A 20729-nucleotide genomic window follows, 5' to 3' on the forward strand; every position below is an offset into this window, starting at 1 on the left:
TCTCCACCGCTGGTCGAGTAGCCGCCGTCCTCTCCACCGCTGGTCGAGTAGCCGCCGGAGGCGGCGTATCGAGACCGATCTGCTCCGTCTCGATACGCGCGCTCCGCGCGCTACTCGACGAGCGGGTGGGAGGGCGCTCCGCGCGCTGCTCGACGAGCGGGTGGGAGGGCGCTCCGCGCGCTGCTCGACGAGCGGGTGGGAGGGCGCTGCGCGCGCTACTCGACGAGCGGAGGGGAGCGCGCTACTCGACGAGCGGTCGCCTCGCGAGCGCCTCGGCCTGCGCGCGGTGAACGTCGGCCATCCAGTCGAGCGGCGCCGACGGCCCGATGCGCGGGTCGTCGGGCTCGCGGCCGTCGCGGAGCGCCGTGACGTACGCGCGATCGAGCGCGACGCGTGCCCGCAGCTCGGCCCCATCGCCGACCGAGCCGTGGCCCGGAACGAACACCTCGGCCGCATCCGCCACGCCCTCGAGCAGATCGAGCCCCGCGAGGTAGTCGCCGATCGGGTCCGGCCCACCCATGTCGAGGAACGGCACGAGGATGTCCGAGACCATGTCGCCGGCGATGAGCACGCCGCGGTCCTCCACGAGCAGCGCCGCGTGGCCCGCGGCGTGCCCGCGGTGCTCGAGGATCCGCACCGCCGGGCCATCCCACGGCACGTGCGTCGACGCATCCGGCACCGCGGTGATGAGGCCGAGCAGCTCCAGCGGGATGTCGTCGACGAACTCGGGCGGCAGCCACGCCGCGAGCTCCTCCTGCCAGTCGGCCCTCGCGAGCAGCTCGGCCATCGCCGCGGCGCACGCCGCCGTGCCGAAGCGCGGCGCCTCGCCGAGGTCGGCGTGCCACAGCACGTGGTCCCAGTCGGGGTGGGTCGCGAAGGCGGCGACGACCGGCTGCTCGAACTCGCGCAGCGCAGCCGCGCTTCCTGCGAGCTCGGCGCGCGTGATCCCCGGGTCGACGACGAGCGCGCCCGAGTGGCCGAGCACGACGGTCGCGCGGCTCTGGACGCACTCGCTCTCGTGCACGAGCACGCCCTCGGCGATCGGCTCGAGCGTCATCGCGGCACCGCTGACCCCGCGGCGCTCGCGAGCGCCTCGTCGAGCTCCTCGAAGGCCTCGGCCCAGCCCTGCGAGACGCTCTCGGAGCTCACGCGGTCCTCGTCGAGGCCCTGCAGGTGGAAGGTCATCTCGCAGCGGCCGCCGTCGCGCTCGACGAGGTCGATCGTGATGAGCATCGCCTCGTCGACGGCGTCGCCGGGGTCGGCCCACGAGAAGCGCAGCCGCGAGGGCTCCTCGACCTCGAGATACTGCCCGCCGGTCGGGTACTCGCTCCCGTCGGGCGCGATCATGAGGTACTCGTACGTGCCGCCGACCCGCAGGTCGATCCGCACCGACTCGGGCGGCGTCGTGACCTCGTGCGGGTGCCACCACTGGGCGGCGATCGCCGGGTCGGTCCACGCGCGCCACACGGCCTCGCGCGGCGCTGCGAACTCGCGGGTGATCGTGAACTGCTTCCTCGTGTCCATCACTGCTCCCTTGCGGTGTGGGTGCGGACGGTCGTCCGCGTCAGGCTTCGGATGCGTCGCGACCGTGAGTCGCGTCGTCACCGGTCGTGGGGAGGGCGCCGCCGGTCAGCCCGGCGAGCGCCTCGTCGAGGCGGTCGAACCGCGACTGCCACGCCGCGCGGTGCTCGGCGACCCACGCCTCGGCGTCGTCGAGCCCCTCGGGGCGCAGTGCGCACGAGCGCCACTGCCCCTGCCGGGTGCGCTCGATGAGCCCGGCCTCTTCGAGCACGCCGAGGTGCTGCGAGATCGCCGGGCGGCTCACGGCGAACGGCGCCGCGAGCTCGCCGACGGTCTGCGGCCCGGCGGCGAGCCGCTCGAGCATCGCCCGCCGCGTCGGGTCGGCGAGCGCGAAGAAGATGCGGCTGAGCGGATCGGTCGCGATCGGCACCCGGCCACCTCCTTCGCGTAAGCAATTGCTTACATAGTGCGCCGACCCATCCGCCATGTCAAGGGCGCTCAGTCCCATTGCACGTCCGGGTGCGAGAGTGACCGCATGACCCCGACCCGCCCGAGCGCACCCGCCGGTCGCGCGCGCATCGGCATCTCGGGCTGGCGCTACGCGAGCTGGCGCGGCGACTTCTACCCGAAGGGCCTCGTGCAGCGGCGCGAGCTCGAGTACGTCGGCGAGCGCATGTCGAGCGTCGAGCTCAACGGCTCGTTCTACTCGCTGCAGCGGCCGGCGAGCTACGAGCGCTGGCGCGACGCGGTGCCCGACGGCTTCGTCTTCGCCGTCAAGGGGCCGCGCTTCATCACGCACATGCTGCGGCTGCGGAACGTCGAGACCGCGATGGCGAACTTCCTCGCCTCCGGCGTGCTCGCGCTCGGCGCGAAGCTCGGGCCGGTGCTCTGGCAGCTGCCCGAGCGGCAGGAGCTCGACGCCGAGGTGCTCGAGGCGTTCCTCGCAACCCTGCCGCGCTCGACGGGCGAGGCGCTCGAGCTCGCGCGGCGCCACGACGACCGGATGGCCGGCCGCGCGTGGCTCGAGACGCACACGGATGCGCCCCTCCGGCACGTGCTCGAACCCCGGGCGCGCTCGTTCGAGACCCCGGAGGCGGCGGAGCTGCTGCGGAAGCACGACGTCGCGCTCGCGATCGCCGACACCGCGGGGCGCTGGCCAGCGTTCGGCGAGGTGACGACCGACTTCGTCTACATCCGCCTGCACGGCTCGCGCGAGCTGTACGCGAGCGGCTACACGCCCGAGGAGCTCGACGGCTGGGCCGAGCGCATCCGCGGCTGGACGAGCGGCGCGGCGACGCCTGACGGCCGCCCGCGCGATGTCTACGCCTACTTCGACAACGACATCCACGGCCACGCGCCGCACGATGCGGTGGCGCTCGCGAGCCGGGTCGAGCGCTGGCCGGAGTCAGGCTGAGGGCGCGAGCTCGGCGAGCAGCGCCTCGACGCGGCGCTTGATCTCGTCGCGGATGGGCCGCACCGCCTCGAGCCCCTGCCCGGCGGGGTCGTCGAGCGCCCAGTCCTCGTAGCGCTTGCCGGGGAAGATCGGGCACGCGTCGCCGCAGCCCATCGTGATGACGACGTCGGACTCGCGCACCGCATCCGTCGTCAGCACCTTCGGCTCGTTGGCGGCGATGTCGATGCCGTCCTCGCGCATGGCCTCGACAGCGACGGGGTTGATCGCATCCTTCGGGGCGGAGCCCGCGGAGCGCACGTCGACGCGGTCGCCGGCGAGGTGCTGCAGGTAGCCGGCGGCCATCTGCGAGCGGCCCGCGTTGTGGACGCAGACGAACAGGACGGTGGGCTTGTGATCGGTCATCGGTATCCATTCTCGAGGAGATGGGCCGCTCCTGGTGCACGCAGGAGCGGCCGGTCGTCGGTCAGCAGCAGTCCTGGTCGAGCTCGGGCGGGCAGCCCAGCTCGCCGCACAGCGTCTCGGAGTCCATCGCGCACCTCCTTCCATCGATCATCGTCGATGCATTGTGATCGCATCCATCGACGATTGTCAATGCATGTGCCACGATGGATGCGTGACCACCGTCCTCCCGATCACCGACCTGCAGGCGTGCTGCTCGCCCGTCACCCGCGAGGTGATGGACGCAGACGCCGCGTCGACGCTCGCGCGCGCGCTCAAGGCGCTCGCCGACCCGGCGCGGCTGCGGCTGCTTTCGATGGTCTCGGCGCACGCCGACGGCGAGGCGTGCGTGTGCGACCTCACCGAGCCGCTCGGGCTCTCGCAGCCGACCGTCTCCCATCACCTCAAGGTGCTCGTCGACGCGGGCTTACTCTCGCGCTCGAAGCGCGGCACGTGGGCCTATTACCGGCTCGTGCCCGGCGCGCTCGACCAGGTCGCGGGCCTGCTCGCGAACCCCTGAGGCGGGCCGGCGGGCGCGTCAGCCACGCGGCGCGATCACCCCGTGCTCGTACGCCCAGATGACGGCATGGATGCGGTCGCGGATGCCGAGCTTCAGCAGCACGTTCGACACGTGGGTCTTCACGGTCGCCTCACCGACGAAGAGCTCCTTCGCGATCTCGGCGTTCGATCGGCCGCGCGCCAGCAGCAGCAGCGTCTCGCGCTCGCGGTCGGTGAGCGGGGCGAGATCGGCGGATGCGTCAGGTGCCGTCGGTGCGGATGTCGCGCCCGCGGGCACGGACCGAGTCGCCGCGAACCGCTCGATCACGCGCCGCGTCACCTCGGGGGAGAGGAGCGCGTCGCCGCGGGCGAGCGCGTGCACGGCGTCGATGAGCTGCTCGGGCTCGGCGGTCTTCAGCAGGAAGCCCGAGGCGCCGGCCGAGAGCGCCTCGAAGAGGAAGTCCTCGCGATCGAAGGTCGTGAGCGTGAGCACGGCCGCGTGCGAGTCGCTCGCGCAGATCGCGCGCGTCGCCTCGAGCCCGTCCAGGACGGGCATCTGCACATCCATGCAGATGACGTCGGGCTGCAGCTGGGTGGCGAGCCGCACGCCCTCGGCGCCGTCCTTCGCCTGGCCGACCACCTCGAAGCCGGGCTCCGACGAGAGGATCGTCTCGAAGCCCGCGCGCACGAGCGCCTGATCGTCCACCAGCAGGATGCGCGTCACCCCTCAACGCTAGCGGGGGCACGGATGCGTCTCAGTCCGGGAGAGGGCGCGTCAACGCGCGAGCCGCATCCCGCAGGGCGGGAGAAGCGAGGTCGAGCGGCTCGACGCTCTCGAGCGCGGCAGGCGGGGTGCGATCGGTTGACCAGAGCATCACGTTCGACCAGCTCGGACGGTGGAACGACCACCAGCCGACCCCTGCCCACCCACCCTCATCGAAGAGCGCGGCCGCCTTGCCCTGGGTGTATGGCGCGTTCCGGATCACGACCTGGCTCGGGCGCATCGCGATGCGAGCGAGGTTGCTCGCGTCATCGAAGTCGAAGATCGGCAGGTCGTCGGGGACTGAGAACGTCGCGAGCGCGCGTCGGAGACCCGCCGGGTGCTCGAGCATCTCGGGGGTCCACGCAGCGAGGTTGCCGAACGTCTCGCCGACGGCGCCCTCCGCAGAGGTCGAGAAGTACCAAGCGTCGTAGAGCTCCGGATTGTCCCAGCGGCTTGCCCCCTGTGGACGATGCACGTACATCGCACTGCCCGACTGGCCGGCCGCTGCATCAGGTGCGTAGGGGATGACGCGATGCAGGAGCATCAGGCGTAGCCGCCGGCGAGCTCCTGATCCAGAGCTTGGATGACTGGCGCGGCCCCTTGCAGCTTCACGACGTCGATCGGGCGTGCGCCGCCGAGGAAGGCGTTCCTCCCGTAGAGCCACGACGTGACGACCGTCGGTTGCCACAGGAGGTTCGCGCGAGCCACGACATGATCCAGATCGATGATCGCGCGAGCGTTCTGGCTGTTCGGGCGTTCCGTTCCCTTGATCCAGCGAGTTGGTTGCGAAGGCGAGATCTCGAGCAGCGCTGCGAGATTGGCGTTGCTTCCGAGCGCGCTTGCGACTTCGCGCACCCGCGCCCCGATCGGAAGGGTCGAGGCGTCATCTCGGGTCAGGGTCATGGCGAGATCCTACGCCCAACTAAAAAGTTGCGCAATGGATTCCTTGAGAAGCGGATCCCCTGTCGAACCCCAACGCCTATGCTGACGACGACCCCGCTGCCCGATGGAGGACGACGGATGCGCGCAAGATCACGGACGATCGTGGCCGGCCTCGTCGCCGCGCTCGTCGGGAGCCTGCTGGCGGTCGTGCCGTCGCCCGGACCCGGAGGCAGCGCGAGCGCCGCCGTCGCCGCCGACTTCGATCCGGGCCTCATCATCTCGGACGAGCGCTTCTACGACGGTCTCGCGATGTCGGCCGCCGAGGTGCAGTCGTTCATCGATGTGAAGCATCGCGGGTGCGATGCCGGCTACACCTGCCTCAACAGGTACGCGCAGCGCACGCCGACGATGCCGGGCGATGCCTACTGCGACGCGATGCCGGGCAGGGCGAGCGAATCCGCGGCGAGCATCATCGCCCGCGTCGGCGAGGCGTGCGACATCTCCCAGCGCTTCCTGCTCGTGCTCATGCAGAAGGAGCAGGCGCTCGTCACGCACCGAGCGCCGAACGCCATCCGGTACGAGAAGGCGACCGGCTTCGGTTGTCCCGATACCGCGCCGTGCGACCCGAGCGTCGGGGGCTTCTTCTATCAGGTCTACTTCGGCGCGCGGCAGTTCAACCTGTACGCAGCGCATCCGACGCGCTACAACCACCGCGCGGGTGTCGTGAACCAGGTGCTCTACAACCCGAACAAGGCGTGCGGCTCGAGCCCCGTGCTCATCCGCAACCAGGCGACCGCTGGCCTCTACAACTACACGCCGTACCAGCCCAACGCCGCTGCGCTCGCGAACCTCTACGGCGAGGGCGACGCCTGCTCCGCCTACGGCAACCGCAACACGTGGACGCTCTGGACCGACTGGTTCGGCGACCCCACTGAGCCGCTGCCGACCGCCCAGCGAATCGCCGGAGCCGACCGCTACTCGACCGCTGTCGAGATCTCCCGTCGATCGTTCCCCTCGGGCGCCGGGGTGGTCTACCTCGCGAGCGGCGAGAGCTTCCCCGACGGGCTGGCCGCCGGTCCCGCCGCGGCCGCCGAGGGCGGTCCGGTCCTGCTGACCACACGTGCAACCGCCCCAGCCGTCGTGCTCGGGGAGATCCAACGGCTGCAGCCGCGAGAGGTCGTGATCGTCGGCGCCGAGCCGTCGGTGTCCGCTGAGGTCGAGGCGGCCGTGCGGGCGCTCGATCCGGCGCGCGAGGTGGTGCGCCTCGGCGGCACCGATCGGTTCCACACCAGCCGGCTCATCGCCGAGCGCGCGTTCGAGTCCGCGGGCTCGGCGCTCGTCGCGACGGGCCTCAAGTTCCCCGACGCGCTCGCGGCGGGGCCCGTCGCGTCGCGGCGCCAAGGCCCGGTGCTGCTCGTGAACGGCGGCAGCGGCACGCTCGACCCCGAGACGGCGGCGACGCTCGAACGCCTGGGCGTCGGATGGGTCGGGGTCGTCGGCGACTCGAGCTCGGTCTCGGCGGGCCTCGCCGACGGCCTCGCGACGGCGGGGCGCTCCGTCGTCCGCTATGCCGGTGCGGACCGCTTCGCGACCGCGGCGCAGCTCGCGCGCGAGTTCGGCGTCGTCGAGACTGCGTACCTCGCGAGCGGCACGGGCTTCCCCGACGCGCTCGCGGGAGCGGCCGCGGCGGGTGCCGACGGCGCGCCCCTCCTGCTCTCTCGGCACGGCTGCATGCCGGCCGCGACGCGGAGCGCGCTGCTCGCAGCGGAGCCCGACGAGGTGCTCGTGCTCGGCGGGCTGCCGACGCTCAGTCAGACGGCCGCGAGCTACACCCGCTGCCCGTAGATCCCAGCAAGTCAGACGGCGCCCGCCTGAGCGGCCGGCGTCTCCTCCGCCACGGGCTCGCCCGCCGTGTCGCCCGGCCGCGCGCCGCCGTGCGCGGGGATCCGCGCCCGCACGAGCCAGCCGCCGCGCGAGCGCGGCCCGACCTCGAGCGAGCCGCCGAGGGCGGCGACGCGCTCGCGCATGCCGAGCACGCCCGCGCCGGCGCCGTGCTCGCCCGCACCGCTGCCGTGTCCGTCGTCGGCGATCTCGACCTCGAGCTCGTCGGGGAGGAAGCGCACGCGCACGTCGGCGTCGGCGACGGGGCCCGCGTGCTTGCGAGCGTTCGTGAGCGCCTCCTGCACGACGCGGAACGCGGTGAGACCCACCATGGGCGTCACTGGCCGCGGCTCGCCGATCGTCGCGAACGTCACGGTCTGGCCGCTCGCGCGCGCCGAGTCGATGAGGGCGGGCATTGCGTCGAGATCGGGCACCGCCGAGGCGCCGTCGTCCTCGGAGCGGAGCGTCACGACGAGCGAGCGCAGCTCGGTGATGGCCTCGCGCGCCGACTGCTCGACGTGCCGCAGCGCATCCGCCGCCTTGTCCTGATCGGTCGCGAGCACCCTGCGCGCGGCGCCGGCCTGCACGCCCATCGCCGAGACGTGGTGGGCCACGACGTCGTGCAGCTCGCGCGCGATGCGCAGGCGCTCGAGCGAGACGGCCTGGTCGGCGAGCTGCTGCTGCTGCGCCTCGATCTCGACGTGCGCGGCGGCGAGCCGCTCCTGCTCGATCGCCGAGCGCCAGGCGCGGTCGCCGAAGATCCAGGCGCCGCCGAAGTAGGCGGCGTTCACGACGACCTGGATCATGAGGAAGGCGAAGAACGCCGAGACCCCGCGCTCGCCCGTCTCGGGATCGGAGAAGCCCCGGATGGCCGAGGAGGCGAGCCAAGCGGCCATGAGCAGCGAGATCACGACGCGCGACCAGAGCGCGCGGCGGCGGTCGGGATCCCAGGCGCCGATCGAGTAGAAGCCCATGAAGAGCGCCACTTGCGACGCGTAGAGCTCGAGCGCGCCCGCCTCGCCCGCGCCGACGTAGATGACGATCTGCGCGATCGCGGCTGGCACGGGGAAGCGCCGCCGCCACAGCAGCGGCACCGGCAGCAGGAGCGCGGCGAGCAGAGGCGCCCAGAGGGGGATGCCGTCGAACTGCAGCCCGGTCATGTCGGTGAGCGCCACCATGAGGCAGCCGACGGCCGCGAGCACACCGGCGAGGATGGCGTCGGCGCGCACGGAGGTCGCATCGGGGGCCTGGCGCACGGGCATGCGTCGAGCCTAGGCGGCCGCCCGCGGATGCGCCTCAGCCGCCAGACGGCCCGGTGCGTCGGTCGCCTCCGTCACTCGACGGAGGTCAGGAGGCGAGAGAACCTGTTGACCGTCTATGTACCCCATTGGGGTACGCTCGATCCATCAGCATCGACTCAGTCAAGAACGTCGTCTATACGGATGCAGACATCGACGAGATCCTCGCCGAGCTCAACGCTTCCGTCAGCGGTCGCAACGATGCGGCCCTCATCTCCTCGAAGCCCAACCTAGACATCGCACTCCTCATCGCAGGCGCCGGCATGACGTCCGTGCGCCTCGCGTGCCCCACCGAGCACGGCGAATCGATCGAGCTGACGCTCGTCGACGGCGCTTGGAAGCGGGCGCGCGATCATGCCGCTCACTGAGCTCCTCCATCCCGCCGTGCTTATGGCGGTCGGCATCGCCGTGGCGTTCCCAATCGTCGTGGTGATCGGGGTCGCCGTGCTGCGCCGCGTCGTCGCGCGCAGGAACCCGGAGCTCGCGCCCGCTTCCGAGGAGGCGGATCCGCCTCCGCCTCCGCGCACGAATCACGAGGCTGGGCTCGCATAGCACCGTTTTCGGGCGTTCTTCTCGACGACAGGCCCGAACATCCTCAGTTTCAGTTGAGTGTCGTCACCGGTAGGCCGTACTGTCGCCCTTGGTGCACCTCGCGCCGCTCGAGGGAGAAGACGGATGCTGCAGGACGACCGGGCCATGATGGTGCCCGAGCCGAGCGTGTGGGCCGGGCGGCAGCGTGCCGACGCCGAGGCCTGGGCGCAGGCGCTGCTCGCCTTCCCTCGACCCGATGGCGCGGCGGTCATCTCGCCGATGCTGCGCCTCGTGCTCTGGCACGACTGGACGCTCCGGCGCGCCCTCCCCGAGCTCGAGTGCTGGGCGACCCTCGCTGCCGACTTCGAGCGCCAGGGTGTGACGGCGGAGGCGTTCACCCGCTTCCATGAGACGGCTGGCGTGACGCCGTGGTCGCCGGCGGACGATGCGCCGCGCGGTCGCGCGGCTGCGGCCGCCGCGGAGTCTGCGGTCGCCGAGGTGCCCGCGGCCTGAACCGCGCAGCGTCGTGCGTCAGTGCGAGCGGCGCGGGAACGCGAGCATGGTGAGCGCGCCGATCACCCAGACGGCGCCCGACGCGGCGAGCAGCAGCAGCGGGTCGAGCCCGGCGAGCAGCCCGGCGACAGCGGTGCCGCCTGCGCTCGCGGTCGTGCGCAGCGCGGAGCCGACCGTGAAGACCTGTGCTACGACGTCGTCTGGGCTCTCGAGGCGCCGCAGCGTCAGCATCGCCGCGGTCGGGGCGGCGCTGAATGCGCCCGAGAGGCCGACGAGCACGATCGTCCACCAGAAGCCGAGGTCGATCGCGGCGGCGATCGTGGCGAGTCCCGTGAGGCCGAAGCCGACGAGCATCGTCGCCTGTGCGGATGCGTTCGTGCGCCGGATGGGCTCGATGAGCGCGCCGATGAGTGCACCGATCGCGAAGGCGGTGACGATGAAGGCGCTCGCGGCGGCGTCGCCCGTCGCGAGCAGCGCGATGCCGATCGCGGCGATGGGCATGATGCCGCGGCCGAACTCGACCAGGGTGCCCGAGACCGTGATCGTCGCGAGCGGCCGGTGCGTCGAGAGCGCGACGAGCCCCGCGCCGATCGAGCGCCACAGGCCCTTGCGCTCTGCCTCGCGCCGCTCGATGCGCAGCAGTGGGTAGGCCGCGAGCGAGACGAGGCCGATCGCCGCCATCGCGGCGAGCGCCCAGCGCGGGCCGAGCGTCGGCGCGAGCAGCGCGACGAGCGCGGGCCCCGCGACGCCCGAGAGGTTGTAGCTGAGCGCATCGAGCGCGTAGGCGCGGCGCGCGTCGGTGCCGGCGGGTGCGACGAAGCTCGAGAGCCCGCCGAAGCCGAAGGGATTGAGCAGGCCGCTGATGACGAGCGCGACGGCGACGAGCCACACGGGCAGCGGGTCGAGGGCCGCCGCGAGGCCGTACGCGACGGCGGTGCCGGCGGCCGCGCCCATCATGAGCGGCCGAGGCCGGTGCACGCGGTCGAGGATCGCGCCGACGAGCGGTGCGGCGATGATGCTCGGCACGAGCGCGAGCGCCGCGAGCGCAGCCCCGAGCGCGAGGTCTCCGGTGATCGAGACGACGAGGATCGGGATCGCGATCTGCGCGCCGCTCGCGGCCGTGCGGATCGGCACCGAGGCGGCGAGCTGCCGCATCCCCGCTGCCTTCCCCTCGTGCGCCGTGGCGGGGGCGGCCGACGATGCGGACGCAGACGGGTGCCGACTGGCGTCACGAGGGGAGTGCATCCCTCAAGCATGCCCCTCAAGCGCTGCGAGGAGACGGATGCGCGGCGCGCGCGCCGTGCGTGGAGCCGTTCGATCAGCGATGTCGATCAGCGGCGGAGCACGATTCCCGGTCTCGGCAGCACGTCGGCGCGTGCGGGGTGCTGGCGAGCACGGCCGTGCCGCTCGAGCAGTGCGCGGAGCCGCGGCTCGATCACGATCCTGGGCCGCCGCCGGCGCCGCCGCGGCGGCCGGATGGATCGGTCGACCGGCCCCACCGAGACTGGGGCGGCAGGCTCGGCGGGGAGCGCGTGGCGCGGCTCGCCGCCGGGCTCGGGGAGCTTCACCGCGCGCGATGCCGGCGCGGCTGCTTCGAGGCTTAGCGGTCCACCGGGCTTCGGCTCCACGTGCGGCTCGGCGGAAGCAGGCACCGTGAAGAAGGCGGTGCGGGTGCGGGCGGGCTGGAGCTCGGGCACGATGCGCCACTGGCCGGGCCTGGGCCCGGCGCTCTCGACTCGCAATCGGCCGGCGTGGATCTCGTGGTGGTGAAAACTGCAGACGAGGATGCCGTTGTCGATGTCGGTCTTGCCGCCGAGCTGCCAGGGCACGATGTGGTGCGCTTCGCACCAGGCGGCCGGCATGCCGCAGCCGGGCACGCGGCAGCCCTTGTCGCGCTTGGCGAGGGCGCGCCGCTGCGCGCGGTTGAAGATGCGCTTGGTGCGGCCGAGCCACAGCGGGTGACCGTGCTCGTCGACGATCAGCTGCTCGATGGCGGCGTGGCAGAGGAGCTGGTCGACGCCCTCGATCGGGACCGGGCAGCCGGTGTGCTCGATCGTGAGGGTCCGCTCGGGGTGGGACAGGCCCCGCACGTGGGCGTCGTACGCGTCGATGGTGCCGACGAAGGTGAGCACGGGCGGCTCGCCGCCGGCGACCGGCGCGTCGCCGGAGCCGGCGTGCGCCGTGACCAGCGCGATGACCGCGTCGTGCCCCTTCTGCTCCGGCGTGCGATCATCGAGCGACGGTTCCCCCTCGACGGTCCCGTCGCAGGCCTTGCCGTCGCAGCCGCCGCGGGCGCACTTGTCGTCGTGGAAGGCGACCTTGACGCGCGGACCGCCCCACGCATCCGCCATCGCCTTGAGCTTGGAGCCCTCCTCGGCGGGCGAGCGCATGGTCGTCAGCCACGACCCGTCGGACTGCTGCCGGATGCGCAGGTACCGCATCGCCCGCTGCCGCTCATCGTTCGGCAGCACCCCGTCGGGGTCGAGCAGCGCCACGCAGCGGCGGGCGAGCACCGTCAGCTGCTCCGGCGGCAGCGGCATGCCCGGGTCGGTCGCGTGACCGACGAGCGACTGCTCCGCGGCGGCGAGCTGCTCGACGTCCGCGCGCGGCGCCGCGGGCTCCAGGCCCGTGACGATCGCCTGCGCTTGCGCGAACGAGATCTCGCCCTCGGCGAGCGCGCCCGCGACCGCGGGGTACTTCGCGGGGATGGTGGCTCCGGTGAGCCCGAGCGACGGCGAGACCGCCCGAGCCATGACGAGCAGGTCGAGCGCGCGGCCCGGCCGGATGCCGAAGGCCCGCCCGATCGCCTCCTTGGGGTGCCGCGCGCCGAGCACCAGCGAGAGCGGCTCGTCGGTCGGGCCCTGCGAGCGCTCCTCGACCTCGTGCGCGAGCCGCACCTGCAGCGTGTCGACGATGCGTGAGAGCTCGGCGACCCTGCCGAGCACCTCGATGACGTCATCGCGCGGCGCGGTGGGGAAGGACGGGGCGTCAGCGAGCAGCGCGCGAGCGGCCTCGACCGCCGCTCCTGCCCGCTCGGTGCTCGACATCGCTGCCTCCCTTTCGAGGAGGGTAGATGGGGCCACCCACATCCACTCCCGACCTCGTTGCGCGAAGACTAGGGGCGGCCACTGACACGCGAACGAGCCCCGAGACGACGACCGCGCCGCGTGCTCAGAGCACGCGGCGCGGTGAGAGGAAGACGGTCGATCAGCCCGCGATCGGCACGATCAGCCCGCCCCACGTCTCGAGCATGTACTCCTGCGTCTCCTCCGAGGTCAGCAGCTCGTAGAGCTTCGCGATGCGCGGGTCGCTCTCGAGCTCGGGCGTCGTCGCGAGGATGTTGAAGTACTCCGAGTCGTCGCCCTCGGTGAGGATCGCCTGGTCCTGCGTGAGGCCGGCAGGCAGCGCGAACGACGCGGTGACGAAGACGGCGTCGTTGTCGGGGATCGCGAGCGGCAGCGTCGCGTTCTCGACCTCGGTGAAGCGGAAGTTCGACGGGTTCGACGTGATGCCGTCGAGGTTCGTCGCGCCCTCGGCGATCTCGATGAGCCCCTCGGCCGCGAGGATCTCGAGCGCGCGCGCCTCGTTCGTCGGGTCGTTCGGGATCGCGATCGTCGCGCCCTCGCCGAGCTCGTCGATCGACGTGAGCGAGTCGGAGTAGAAGGCGGCGGCCGGCAGGTAGACCTCGCCGACCGAGACGAGGTCGCCGCCCGCCTGCGAGTTGTAGGTCTCCATGAACGTCGAGTTCTGGAAGAGGTTCGCCTCGGTCGAGCCGTCGGTGAGCGCGGGGTTCGGAGTGTTGTAGTCGGTGAACTCGACGTACTCGATGTCGAGACCCTCGGCATCCGCGAGGTTCTCGTCGACCCAGTTCAAGATGTCGCCGGCCGGCACGGGGAGCGCGCCGACGCGGACGGTGCCGAGCGAGCCGTCCTCGGGGGCGGCGGTGTCGGCGGCGCCGGAGGAGCAGGCGGTGAGCGCGGCGACGGTCGCGCCGGCGGCGAGGGCGGTGAGCAGGGAGCGGCGGTTGGCCATGGGTGGTTCCTATCGAGTGGGGGAGTCGGCGTCGCCGCGCGTCGGCGCAGAGACGATGGATGCGTCGTCGAGGTCTAGCGCGGCGCGCTCGGCGCGTCGGGCGGTGCGGCCGGCAGCGGGGGTGGCGCCGCTGAGGCGTCGTGCGAGCCGAGTGAGCAGCCACTGCACGACCTGCACGATGACGAACAGGATGATGACGACGAAGACGATGTGGAGCGCGCTGTAGCGCTGCATCCCGTAGGTGAGGGCGACGTTGCCGAGGCCGCCGCCGCCGACCACGCCGACCATCGCCGAGAAGTTGATGATCGAGGTGACGGTCGTGGCGGTGCCGAGCGCGATCGCGGGCCACGCCTGCGGCAGCAGCACGCGCCGCACGACGAGCCAGCGGGAAGCCCCGAGCGACTCGGCGGCCTCGAACAGGCCCGGGTCGACCTCGCGCACGGCGATCTCGACCACGCGCACGAAGAACGGGATCGCGACGAGCGTGAGCGGCACGATCGCGGGGCCGGTGCCGATGAACGAGCCGAGCAGCCAGCGGGTCACGGGGATGAGCGCGATCATCAGCACGATGAACGGCACCGAGCGGCCGAGGTTGACGACGAAGCCGAGCACGGCGTTGATCGCGCGGCCGAGCCAGCGCTGGCCGAGCGGCGCCTCGAGGAAGCGCCCGGGCTCGGTGCCGACGAGCACGATGCCGAGCGGCAGCCCGACGACGAACGTGATCGCCATGGCGATCGCCGTCATGTAGAGCGTCTCCCACGTGCCCTCGAGGAGCACGGCGAAGAGCTGCGGCCAGAACTCCGGCGCGGCGGGGTCGATCATGCCGTCACCTCCCAAGCGGTGATGCCCTGCGCCCGCAGCGACGTGAGCACCTGCGCCGTGGACGCATCCGGCACCGCGAGCCGCGTGCGGCCTGCCTGGATGCCCGCGACGTTCTCGATCGCAGCGCCGAGGATCGACAGGTCGATCTCGAAGTCGCGCGCGAGCTGCGCGATGACGGGGCGGTCGGCAGAGAGGTCGGCGTAGGTGATGTCGACGATCGCGTGACCGGGGATGCGGTGGGGCTCGCCGACGGGGAAGAGCTCGGCGGCGACGCGGCTGCCGGGCGTCGTGATGAGCTCGGCGAGGCGGCCCTGCTCGACGACGCGGCCCTGCTCCATGAGGGCGGCGGAGTCGCAGATGCGCTTGACGACGTCCATCTCGTGGGTGATGAGCAGCACGGTGAGGCCGAGCTCGCCCGAGAGGCGCTTGATCAGGTCGAGGATCTGCCGGGTCGTCTCGGGGTCGAGGGCGCTCGTGGCCTCGTCGCTCAGCAGCACGTCGGGCTCGGAAGCGAGCGCGCGGGCGATGCCGACGCGCTGCCGCTGTCCGCCGGAGAGCTGCGCGGGCCGGTCGTTCGCGCGGTGCGCGAGCCCGACGAGGTCGAGCATCTCGAGCGCGCGGCTGCGGCGCTGCTCGCCCTTGACGCCGACCGCCTCGAGCGCGAACTCGACGTTCTGCGCGACGGTGCGGTTGCCGACGAGGTTGAAGTGCTGGAAGACCATGCCGATCTTGTGGCGGGCCTGCCGCAGGGCAGCGCCCTCGACCCCGGTGATGACGGTGCCGTCGATGGTCACCGTGCCGGAGTCGGGCCGCTCGAGCGCGTTGACCGTGCGCAGCAGCGTCGACTTGCCGGCGCCCGACTGGCCGACGACGCCGAAGATCTCGCCGCGCTGCACCTCGATCGAGACGTCGTCGAGCGCCACGACGGCGTCGGGGCCGTCGCCGAAGCGGCGGCTGACGTGGTCGATCGTGATCATGAGGGAGGCTCCCGGTGCGGATGCGGAGGGTCGCCTTCCATGGTCTCACGCTGTCAGATAGCGCGGCGGGATGTGACGTTCCGTGACGCGCGTAGCAGATGCGCTCGGCTGGCCTTTCCCTCGCCGCTCGGAACCGCTTCACGCGCGGACTGAGTCAGCCGCGCGTCGCCCGCGCATCAAGACCCCGCCGTTGAATTGGACGTGAGTCGCGGGCGATGCTGCGACGGCGACCACAGACGGCGTCCCTACGACGGACGTCGCGGTCTTCCTCGGCGGTCCATCGCCGCAGCGCCGGCCGTCAAGCGTCCTTAAAAGACGGCTCGATCGACTCGTACGACTCGCCCGCGAATGACTTCAGGATAGCTTCGAAGATGATCCGGGCGCCCTCGACTGGCACTGCCATACCGATCTGGCGCCGGACCGATTCCTTGTTCCCTTCGAACACGAAATCGTCGGGGAACGTCTGGAGTCGGGCACGCTCACGGTTGGTCAGCGCTCGGGGCTCGGCCCAGTGGTACCCGTGCGTGCCGCCGCCGCCGCTCCCGGTGATGGTGTAAGAGGGCTTCCTCGGGTCGAGGCGCTTGTAGATCTGGCTGATCTTGGTCGCCGTCTTGATCTGGAGCCGCGGCGGAAGGGTCGCGGTGAACGCGTTCTGGCCCGGCGCGATCAAGTTGAGGCGCTCGACGACATCGCGCGACTGACGGGTGAGTTCTTGGTTGGCTGCGTGCTCCGGGATGTCCGCCAGAGCAGTGCCGGCCGACACGTCGACGTCCTTGAACGGTGCCGGCGAAGGGACGCGGAACTGCACGCCTAGGTCACTCCGAATACCGACGACAATGATCCTGTGGCGGGCCTGGGGGACGCCATACTCCTCGAACTTGTACAGGTGCGTGGTCAGGTCGTACCTAAGGCCAGGCTCCGGGTTCTCCAGGTCGGCGCGAATCTGCGCGAACGCCGCGCCATCGTTGGAGCCGGACAGTCCCGATACGTTCTCCGCGAGGAAGAACTTCGGCCGGAACATCCTCAGCACCTCGACCCCGTAGCTGTAAAGAGGGCCGAACGTCCCGTCAAAGCCCTTACGCTCGCCGACGAGGCTGAAATCGTTGCAGGGGAAGCCGTACGCGAATCCGTCGATCTCACCGAGCGGTTTGAGCTGGCGCTCGAAGTCGAGCGTCCGGACATCGCCGACGACGACGCTCGGCGAGTTGACGTCGCCGGCGATGTTGCGAGCGAACGTCCTCGCCGTATCCTCGTGATACTCATTCGCCCACTGGTGGACGATTCGGTAACGCTTGTCTTTGATCGCTGCGCGATGCGCGCCGAGGCCGAGGCCCCCCGGGCCGGCGAACAGTTCGCCGAGCCGGAACACGGTGGGCGACGCCTCCGGAACGCGGGGTGCTACCGCTTCGACCCTCGAGTCGCCGAGCCGGTCGGGCGTGGCCTGCTGCGTCTGCGTGGCGCGCGTCATCTCTGGTCCTCCGTCTTGTGGGTACCCGAGCAGCCTAGCGCTTGTCGCCGACATGCCCGCGCCGCAGCGCCGTGCCGTCATGAGGTCCGCGGCATGTGAGGTTGCATCGCCTTTTGGGGGGCGGCCGATAGTGTTCGCTAGACATCGTTTGTCGGATCGGGGGGTACATGCGCGCCGAGAACTTCCAGGGTCTCTTGACTTCAGAGCTCTTCAGGCGCGTCCTCGTCGAGCCGTTCGAGCGGGGGGCGAACGAGCTCCAGATCGTATCGGGCTACGGATCTCCTGCCATGCTCACGAGGCATCGGGAAGAGCTCTTCCGCCGGTTCAAACGGTTGCCGGCGATCGAACTTGTCTGCGGGATGACCGGGATCGAGGGCATTCTTGAGGCCTCGCACCTGGGGTTTCTTTCCCTGCAGTCGCGCTACCCGCTCGAGCTCTCGGTCTCGTACCTTCGTCCGCCACGATCGAATCACTCGAAGATTTATGTATGGTCGAGGGACGGAAAGCCGGTCGAGGCGTTCCTCGGGTCTGCTAACTACTCCCAGTTCGGGTTTGGCACCGTTGCTCGAAGCGCGTCGCATTCCGAGTCGATGCTCGCAATGGATCCAGATCTGGCTGCTGCGTATTGGCTGGAAGTGTCGCCGCACGTGATCACCTGCGACGACCCGGACGCGGAACGCGTGGTGGGCATTAAGAAGCGAGCGGCGGAAGCCCGTGTCTTCGAGACCGACGACCCGGCCGAGCCTCGGTGGGGCGAGCCGGCGGTCCGCATCCCACTGTTCATCGAGCGCGAGAATCGTATCCACGACAAGAGCGGCTTGAACTGGGGACAGCGAGAGGGGCGGGATCCCAACCAGGCCTACATTCCCGTACCGAGGTCGTTGCAGAGGTCGGAGGCCCAGGAGGGCTTCTTCCCCGAGCGAGGAAGGCACTTCCAGGTTGTGACTTCAGACGGTCGAGGAATGGTTCTCGTCGTGGCGCAGGACAATGGGAAGGCGCTACAGACGCCAGAGGACAATGCGCAACTGGGTGAGTACTTCCGGGAGAGACTTGGTGTGGCGAGCGGGGCTCCGGTGAACCTCTCGGACCTCGATCGGTTCGGGAGTCGATATGTCACCTTCTACCGTGTGGACGACGAGACCTACTTGATGCACTTCGAGCCCGATGACGGATGATGCGCGTCGGGCACAAGCGGGTGGACCCGCGTGCCGGCTGTAGATCTCGTCGAGGCTGCGCACGACGGCCGCTGTTCGGATCTTCCCCCGATCTACTTGCAGTCGATCGGAGCGTGATCGTTGGGAATTGCTTACGATGAAGCCATGTCAGCCTTGGAGAAGTCTTACGCGGAGCTTGCGACACGGCTAGGCCTTCGGGCCATCAAAGGCGCAGTCGCGGCGCCCATCGACATCTTGGAACGACCTGACTGGCAGCTCGAGGGTTCCGACGGCTTGGACGCCGAGCCGCGGGCGCAGCCGCGAGCCGATCACATCGCGATAGAGGCCGGCGCGTCACGGGGCGGGCCCGTCGTTGGAAGCACTCGGATTAACACGGAAGCGGGTAGCTCGAACGGGTCGTCACGGGAAGTGACTTCGATGTATTTCGACGGGATCCCGCTCCATGAGATCCAGGCGTCCGCTGGCCTGACCGAGGCGGCGCTCGCGCAGCGGTTGCTGCTGGATCTCCTCGATATCGAACTCGCCTCGGTGCACGCCGAGGCTATGCTCCGTGGCTCGGTACGTGATCAAGACACAATTGCCTCGGTCGTGCATGAGTATCAACTAGGCAGATCAGTCGAACAAATCGCGAGAAGTCATTTCATGTCTACGGTGGCGGTCGGTTGGACCCTCGTGAGCGAACCGTCTCGGCCCATCGCGAATCGCCGTGCCTTTGAACTGGACAGTGCTCACCGCAGGAATGCGCCTGCCTCGAGCCCGAGCTCAACGAGTTCGACAGGCGAGGCGCTTTCGGAAGCTGCGCGAAGGACGAAAGGCGTCCGCGCTGAAGTGAGCGCCGATGCGCTCCTGGCATCTTATTTCGCAGGCGAGTCCCTCGATCAGATTGCGGCCCTGCGGGGAATCGGGCGCGCGCGGCTGGCGCGGGAACTGCTTCCCGCATTGACGTCAGTGACAGTGGGTTTCGCATCACGGCTTCCGGACGCGACCGAGATCGATGCGATCGAGCGGAGCGTTGGCCCGCAGATCGTGCGATCGATGAGGGAAGGTGTTTCGTTGCGCCAGGCGGCATCGCAGACCGGTCTCTCAATCGAAGCGGCCGCCTGGTTCCTCATCGCTCGTCAGGAACGACTCCTGGTGCTGCCGATCTCGTCGGAAGGTGACCCGTCGGGTGCCCTACTGCCGCCCAAAGGTTCCGTCGTACCCACCAAGCCGTCGGACAGCCGGCTTGAGCGAAACACGGCTGGCTGGGATGCGAGCTCATGGGGCGACGAAATCGAGCGTCGGGTCGTCAGCGGCTTCCGGGCGGGTCGCGAGCTGCAGGAGGTCGCCGATGAGGTGAGCATGTCGGCGAAGGAAGCGCTTGGCATCCTCATAGAGGTATTGCTTGGTCTGCCCCGCGACGACGTGAGGTTCCTGCGCCCGATTGAGTCGAGGCGATTCGTGAACGCGTCGGGCAACGAGGCGGTCGCGATGTTCGATAATGGGGCCGCTGTCTCGGAGATCGCGACGGCGTTCGATACGCATCCCGTCAATGTCGCGTGGGCGATACTGTCGCATCCGCGCGCACTGTTACGTTTCGAAGATTGATATCGGCAGACTGCGTGTACGCCGCGATCAGCTGGGTCGCGAGATTCGCGATCGCCAGGTCGTCGAGCAGGCCACCGGCGCGCGCGTCGTGGTGACCGTCAGCCTCCAGCAGAAAGTGCAGGATGCCCGCCAGGGCTACACGCCGAAGCTCGTTCTCGAGCTGCCGCCAGCGCGCGAGCAGACGAAGGTGAAGGTCTGCGATCTCGGAGGCCTCTGTCGCACCTAGCTCTGCGGCGCGCTCGCGCAGAGCATCCTCGAGGGCAGGGACCTCGCCCCACGATGGCGCCTCGAATCGCAAAGCAGGCTCGATGTCGACGCCCAGCGTCGCGGCTTGATAGATGAAGTCAACAAGGGGTCCACCGCTGACCGTCTCGCGTGCTGTCGGGCGCGTACCGCGAGCCTCTTCGACAGCCGATGCAACGACATCTGCGAACTGAGCGTCACTGAGCAACGGCGTAGCGATCAGCGCCGCCTTCCGATACAGCCGGAGTGCAACTTCGCGGAGGATGTCAGTCTGCTGCCTCGTTTTATCGCCGGCTTCCCCGGCGCCCGCGAGGTGCTCCAGATAGACGGTCACCGCGCGCGGATCGCCGAAGAGCGAGGGGCGGCCTCGAATGTCCTCCCAGACTCGGGCTCCGACCAGATCGTCGAACCTCGGCTCGATCCACGCGCCTCGTCTGAACGCATCCTTCAGTGCGTGGCGCCGCTCCATGAGCAGCCGCTCCTTGTTGAGCTTGACCATGCCGTCCGACTCATCAGCGGGCCAACGTGCGAGGAGGGGTTCGGGAACGACATACGCCGCGAGAAAGTGGCTCATCGCATTTGAGGGTGTAGCGCCGGTCTGAAGCCGCCGGCTTCGAGCAGGGATCGGGCGATGTAGTTGGCGAGGTTGCGGAAGCCGAGCGCGGAGCCGCGGAGGTGCTCGAGGC

At 70.3% G+C, this 20729-nt stretch carries 22 protein-coding genes; 6 read left to right on the plus strand and 16 right to left on the minus strand.

What is annotated here, in order from left to right:
- Positions 1–241: 241 nt before the first annotated feature.
- Genes ACP7BI_RS09525 through ACP7BI_RS09535 form a run of 3 tightly spaced genes read right to left on the minus strand, consistent with a single transcriptional unit; the run spans position 242 to position 1951 of the window.
- A complete protein-coding gene (locus tag ACP7BI_RS09525) occupies positions 242–1057 on the minus strand; it encodes an MBL fold metallo-hydrolase (RefSeq protein WP_425845506.1) in 816 nt (271 codons plus the stop codon).
- On the minus strand, positions 1054–1524 hold the full coding sequence (locus tag ACP7BI_RS09530; protein WP_425845508.1) for an SRPBCC family protein: 471 nt from the start codon (positions 1522–1524) through the stop codon (positions 1054–1056). Before ACP7BI_RS09530 ends, ACP7BI_RS09525 begins: the two co-directional genes overlap by 4 nt.
- Before the next feature lie 40 nt (positions 1525–1564).
- On the minus strand, positions 1565–1951 hold the full coding sequence (locus tag ACP7BI_RS09535) for an ArsR/SmtB family transcription factor (protein ID WP_425845510.1): 387 nt from the start codon (positions 1949–1951) through the stop codon (positions 1565–1567).
- 105 nt (positions 1952–2056) lie between these two features.
- Here ACP7BI_RS09535 and ACP7BI_RS09540 point away from each other — a divergent pair, with 105 nt between their 5' ends.
- Positions 2057–2935: a DUF72 domain-containing protein gene (locus ACP7BI_RS09540; protein ID WP_425845512.1), complete on the plus strand. Its 879-nt coding sequence runs from the start codon at positions 2057–2059 to the stop codon at positions 2933–2935.
- On the opposite strand, the gene ACP7BI_RS09545 is transcribed toward ACP7BI_RS09540, so the two are convergent.
- Complete coding sequence (locus tag ACP7BI_RS09545; RefSeq protein ID WP_425845514.1) at positions 2927–3337, minus strand: arsenate reductase ArsC; 411 nt, start codon at positions 3335–3337, stop codon at positions 2927–2929. The two genes, ACP7BI_RS09540 and ACP7BI_RS09545, sit on opposite strands and share 9 nt — an antisense overlap.
- A gap of 193 nt (positions 3338–3530) precedes the next feature.
- Here ACP7BI_RS09545 and ACP7BI_RS09550 point away from each other — a divergent pair, with 193 nt between their 5' ends.
- Positions 3531–3893: an ArsR/SmtB family transcription factor gene (locus ACP7BI_RS09550; RefSeq protein WP_425845516.1), complete on the plus strand. Its 363-nt coding sequence runs from the start codon at positions 3531–3533 to the stop codon at positions 3891–3893.
- 18 nt (positions 3894–3911) lie between these two features.
- Here the strand turns inward: ACP7BI_RS09550 and ACP7BI_RS09555 are convergent, their stop codons facing one another.
- From ACP7BI_RS09555 to ACP7BI_RS09565, 3 genes are read right to left on the minus strand one after another with little or no spacing between them, the layout of a single operon-like run.
- Entirely contained in the window at positions 3912–4595 is a 684-nt protein-coding gene (locus ACP7BI_RS09555; RefSeq protein WP_425845518.1) for a response regulator, read from the minus strand.
- 31 nt (positions 4596–4626) lie between these two features.
- Positions 4627–5178 (minus strand): RES family NAD+ phosphorylase, encoded by a 552-nt coding sequence (locus ACP7BI_RS09560; RefSeq protein ID WP_425845520.1) that lies wholly within the window; start codon positions 5176–5178, stop codon positions 4627–4629.
- Positions 5178–5537, minus strand: a complete 360-nt coding sequence (locus ACP7BI_RS09565; protein WP_425845522.1) for a hypothetical protein — start codon at positions 5535–5537, stop codon at positions 5178–5180. The genes ACP7BI_RS09560 and ACP7BI_RS09565 overlap by 1 nt, the downstream gene beginning before the upstream one ends.
- Before the next feature lie 78 nt (positions 5538–5615).
- Between ACP7BI_RS09565 and ACP7BI_RS09570 the strand changes: the two genes are divergently transcribed.
- On the plus strand, positions 5616–7361 hold the full coding sequence (locus ACP7BI_RS09570; RefSeq protein WP_425845524.1) for a cell wall-binding repeat-containing protein: 1746 nt from the start codon (positions 5616–5618) through the stop codon (positions 7359–7361).
- Between the two features lie 11 nt (positions 7362–7372).
- Here the strand turns inward: ACP7BI_RS09570 and ACP7BI_RS09575 are convergent, their stop codons facing one another.
- Both ACP7BI_RS09575 and ACP7BI_RS09580 read right to left on the minus strand, forming a co-directional pair.
- Positions 7373–8659, minus strand: a complete 1287-nt coding sequence (locus ACP7BI_RS09575) for a sensor histidine kinase (RefSeq protein WP_425845525.1) — start codon at positions 8657–8659, stop codon at positions 7373–7375.
- A 266-nt stretch (positions 8660–8925) separates the two neighbouring features.
- Positions 8926–9060: a hypothetical protein gene (locus tag ACP7BI_RS09580; RefSeq protein WP_425845528.1), complete on the minus strand. Its 135-nt coding sequence runs from the start codon at positions 9058–9060 to the stop codon at positions 8926–8928.
- Positions 9061–9370: 310 nt separating this feature from the next.
- Between ACP7BI_RS09580 and ACP7BI_RS09585 the strand changes: the two genes are divergently transcribed.
- Positions 9371–9739 (plus strand): hypothetical protein, encoded by a 369-nt coding sequence (locus tag ACP7BI_RS09585; protein WP_425845529.1) that lies wholly within the window; start codon positions 9371–9373, stop codon positions 9737–9739.
- Positions 9740–9757: 18 nt separating this feature from the next.
- On the opposite strand, the gene ACP7BI_RS09590 is transcribed toward ACP7BI_RS09585, so the two are convergent.
- The 6 genes from ACP7BI_RS09590 to ACP7BI_RS09615 form a co-directional block, all read right to left on the minus strand.
- On the minus strand, positions 9758–10894 hold the full coding sequence (locus ACP7BI_RS09590) for an MFS transporter (RefSeq protein ID WP_425845532.1): 1137 nt from the start codon (positions 10892–10894) through the stop codon (positions 9758–9760).
- A 176-nt stretch (positions 10895–11070) separates the two neighbouring features.
- On the minus strand, positions 11071–12786 hold the full coding sequence (locus tag ACP7BI_RS09595) for a DUF222 domain-containing protein (RefSeq protein WP_425845535.1): 1716 nt from the start codon (positions 12784–12786) through the stop codon (positions 11071–11073).
- A gap of 160 nt (positions 12787–12946) precedes the next feature.
- Entirely contained in the window at positions 12947–13771 is an 825-nt protein-coding gene (locus tag ACP7BI_RS09600) for a MetQ/NlpA family ABC transporter substrate-binding protein (RefSeq protein ID WP_425845537.1), read from the minus strand.
- A 9-nt stretch (positions 13772–13780) separates the two neighbouring features.
- Positions 13781–14593 (minus strand): methionine ABC transporter permease, encoded by an 813-nt coding sequence (locus ACP7BI_RS09605; RefSeq protein WP_425845539.1) that lies wholly within the window; start codon positions 14591–14593, stop codon positions 13781–13783.
- A complete protein-coding gene (locus ACP7BI_RS09610) occupies positions 14590–15570 on the minus strand; it encodes a methionine ABC transporter ATP-binding protein (RefSeq protein ID WP_425845542.1) in 981 nt (326 codons plus the stop codon). The genes ACP7BI_RS09605 and ACP7BI_RS09610 overlap by 4 nt, the downstream gene beginning before the upstream one ends.
- A 298-nt stretch (positions 15571–15868) precedes the next feature.
- A complete protein-coding gene (locus tag ACP7BI_RS09615) occupies positions 15869–17038 on the minus strand; it encodes a DNA cytosine methyltransferase (protein WP_425845544.1) in 1170 nt (389 codons plus the stop codon).
- Between the two features lie 167 nt (positions 17039–17205).
- Here ACP7BI_RS09615 and ACP7BI_RS09620 point away from each other — a divergent pair, with 167 nt between their 5' ends.
- On the plus strand, positions 17206–18213 hold the full coding sequence (locus ACP7BI_RS09620) for a restriction endonuclease PLD domain-containing protein (protein WP_425845545.1): 1008 nt from the start codon (positions 17206–17208) through the stop codon (positions 18211–18213).
- A 144-nt stretch (positions 18214–18357) separates the two neighbouring features.
- Positions 18358–19800, plus strand: coding sequence for a hypothetical protein (locus ACP7BI_RS09625; RefSeq protein WP_425845547.1), 1443 nt, complete (start codon positions 18358–18360; stop codon positions 19798–19800).
- Here ACP7BI_RS09625 and ACP7BI_RS09630 read toward each other — a convergent pair.
- Complete coding sequence (locus tag ACP7BI_RS09630; protein ID WP_425845549.1) at positions 19742–20617, minus strand: hypothetical protein; 876 nt, start codon at positions 20615–20617, stop codon at positions 19742–19744. The two genes, ACP7BI_RS09625 and ACP7BI_RS09630, sit on opposite strands and share 59 nt — an antisense overlap.
- Positions 20618–20729: the final 112 nt, after the last annotated feature.

This window comes from Agrococcus sp. TSP3-2-1 (assembly GCF_049897585.1).
Lineage (GTDB): Bacteria > Actinomycetota > Actinomycetes > Actinomycetales > Microbacteriaceae > Agrococcus.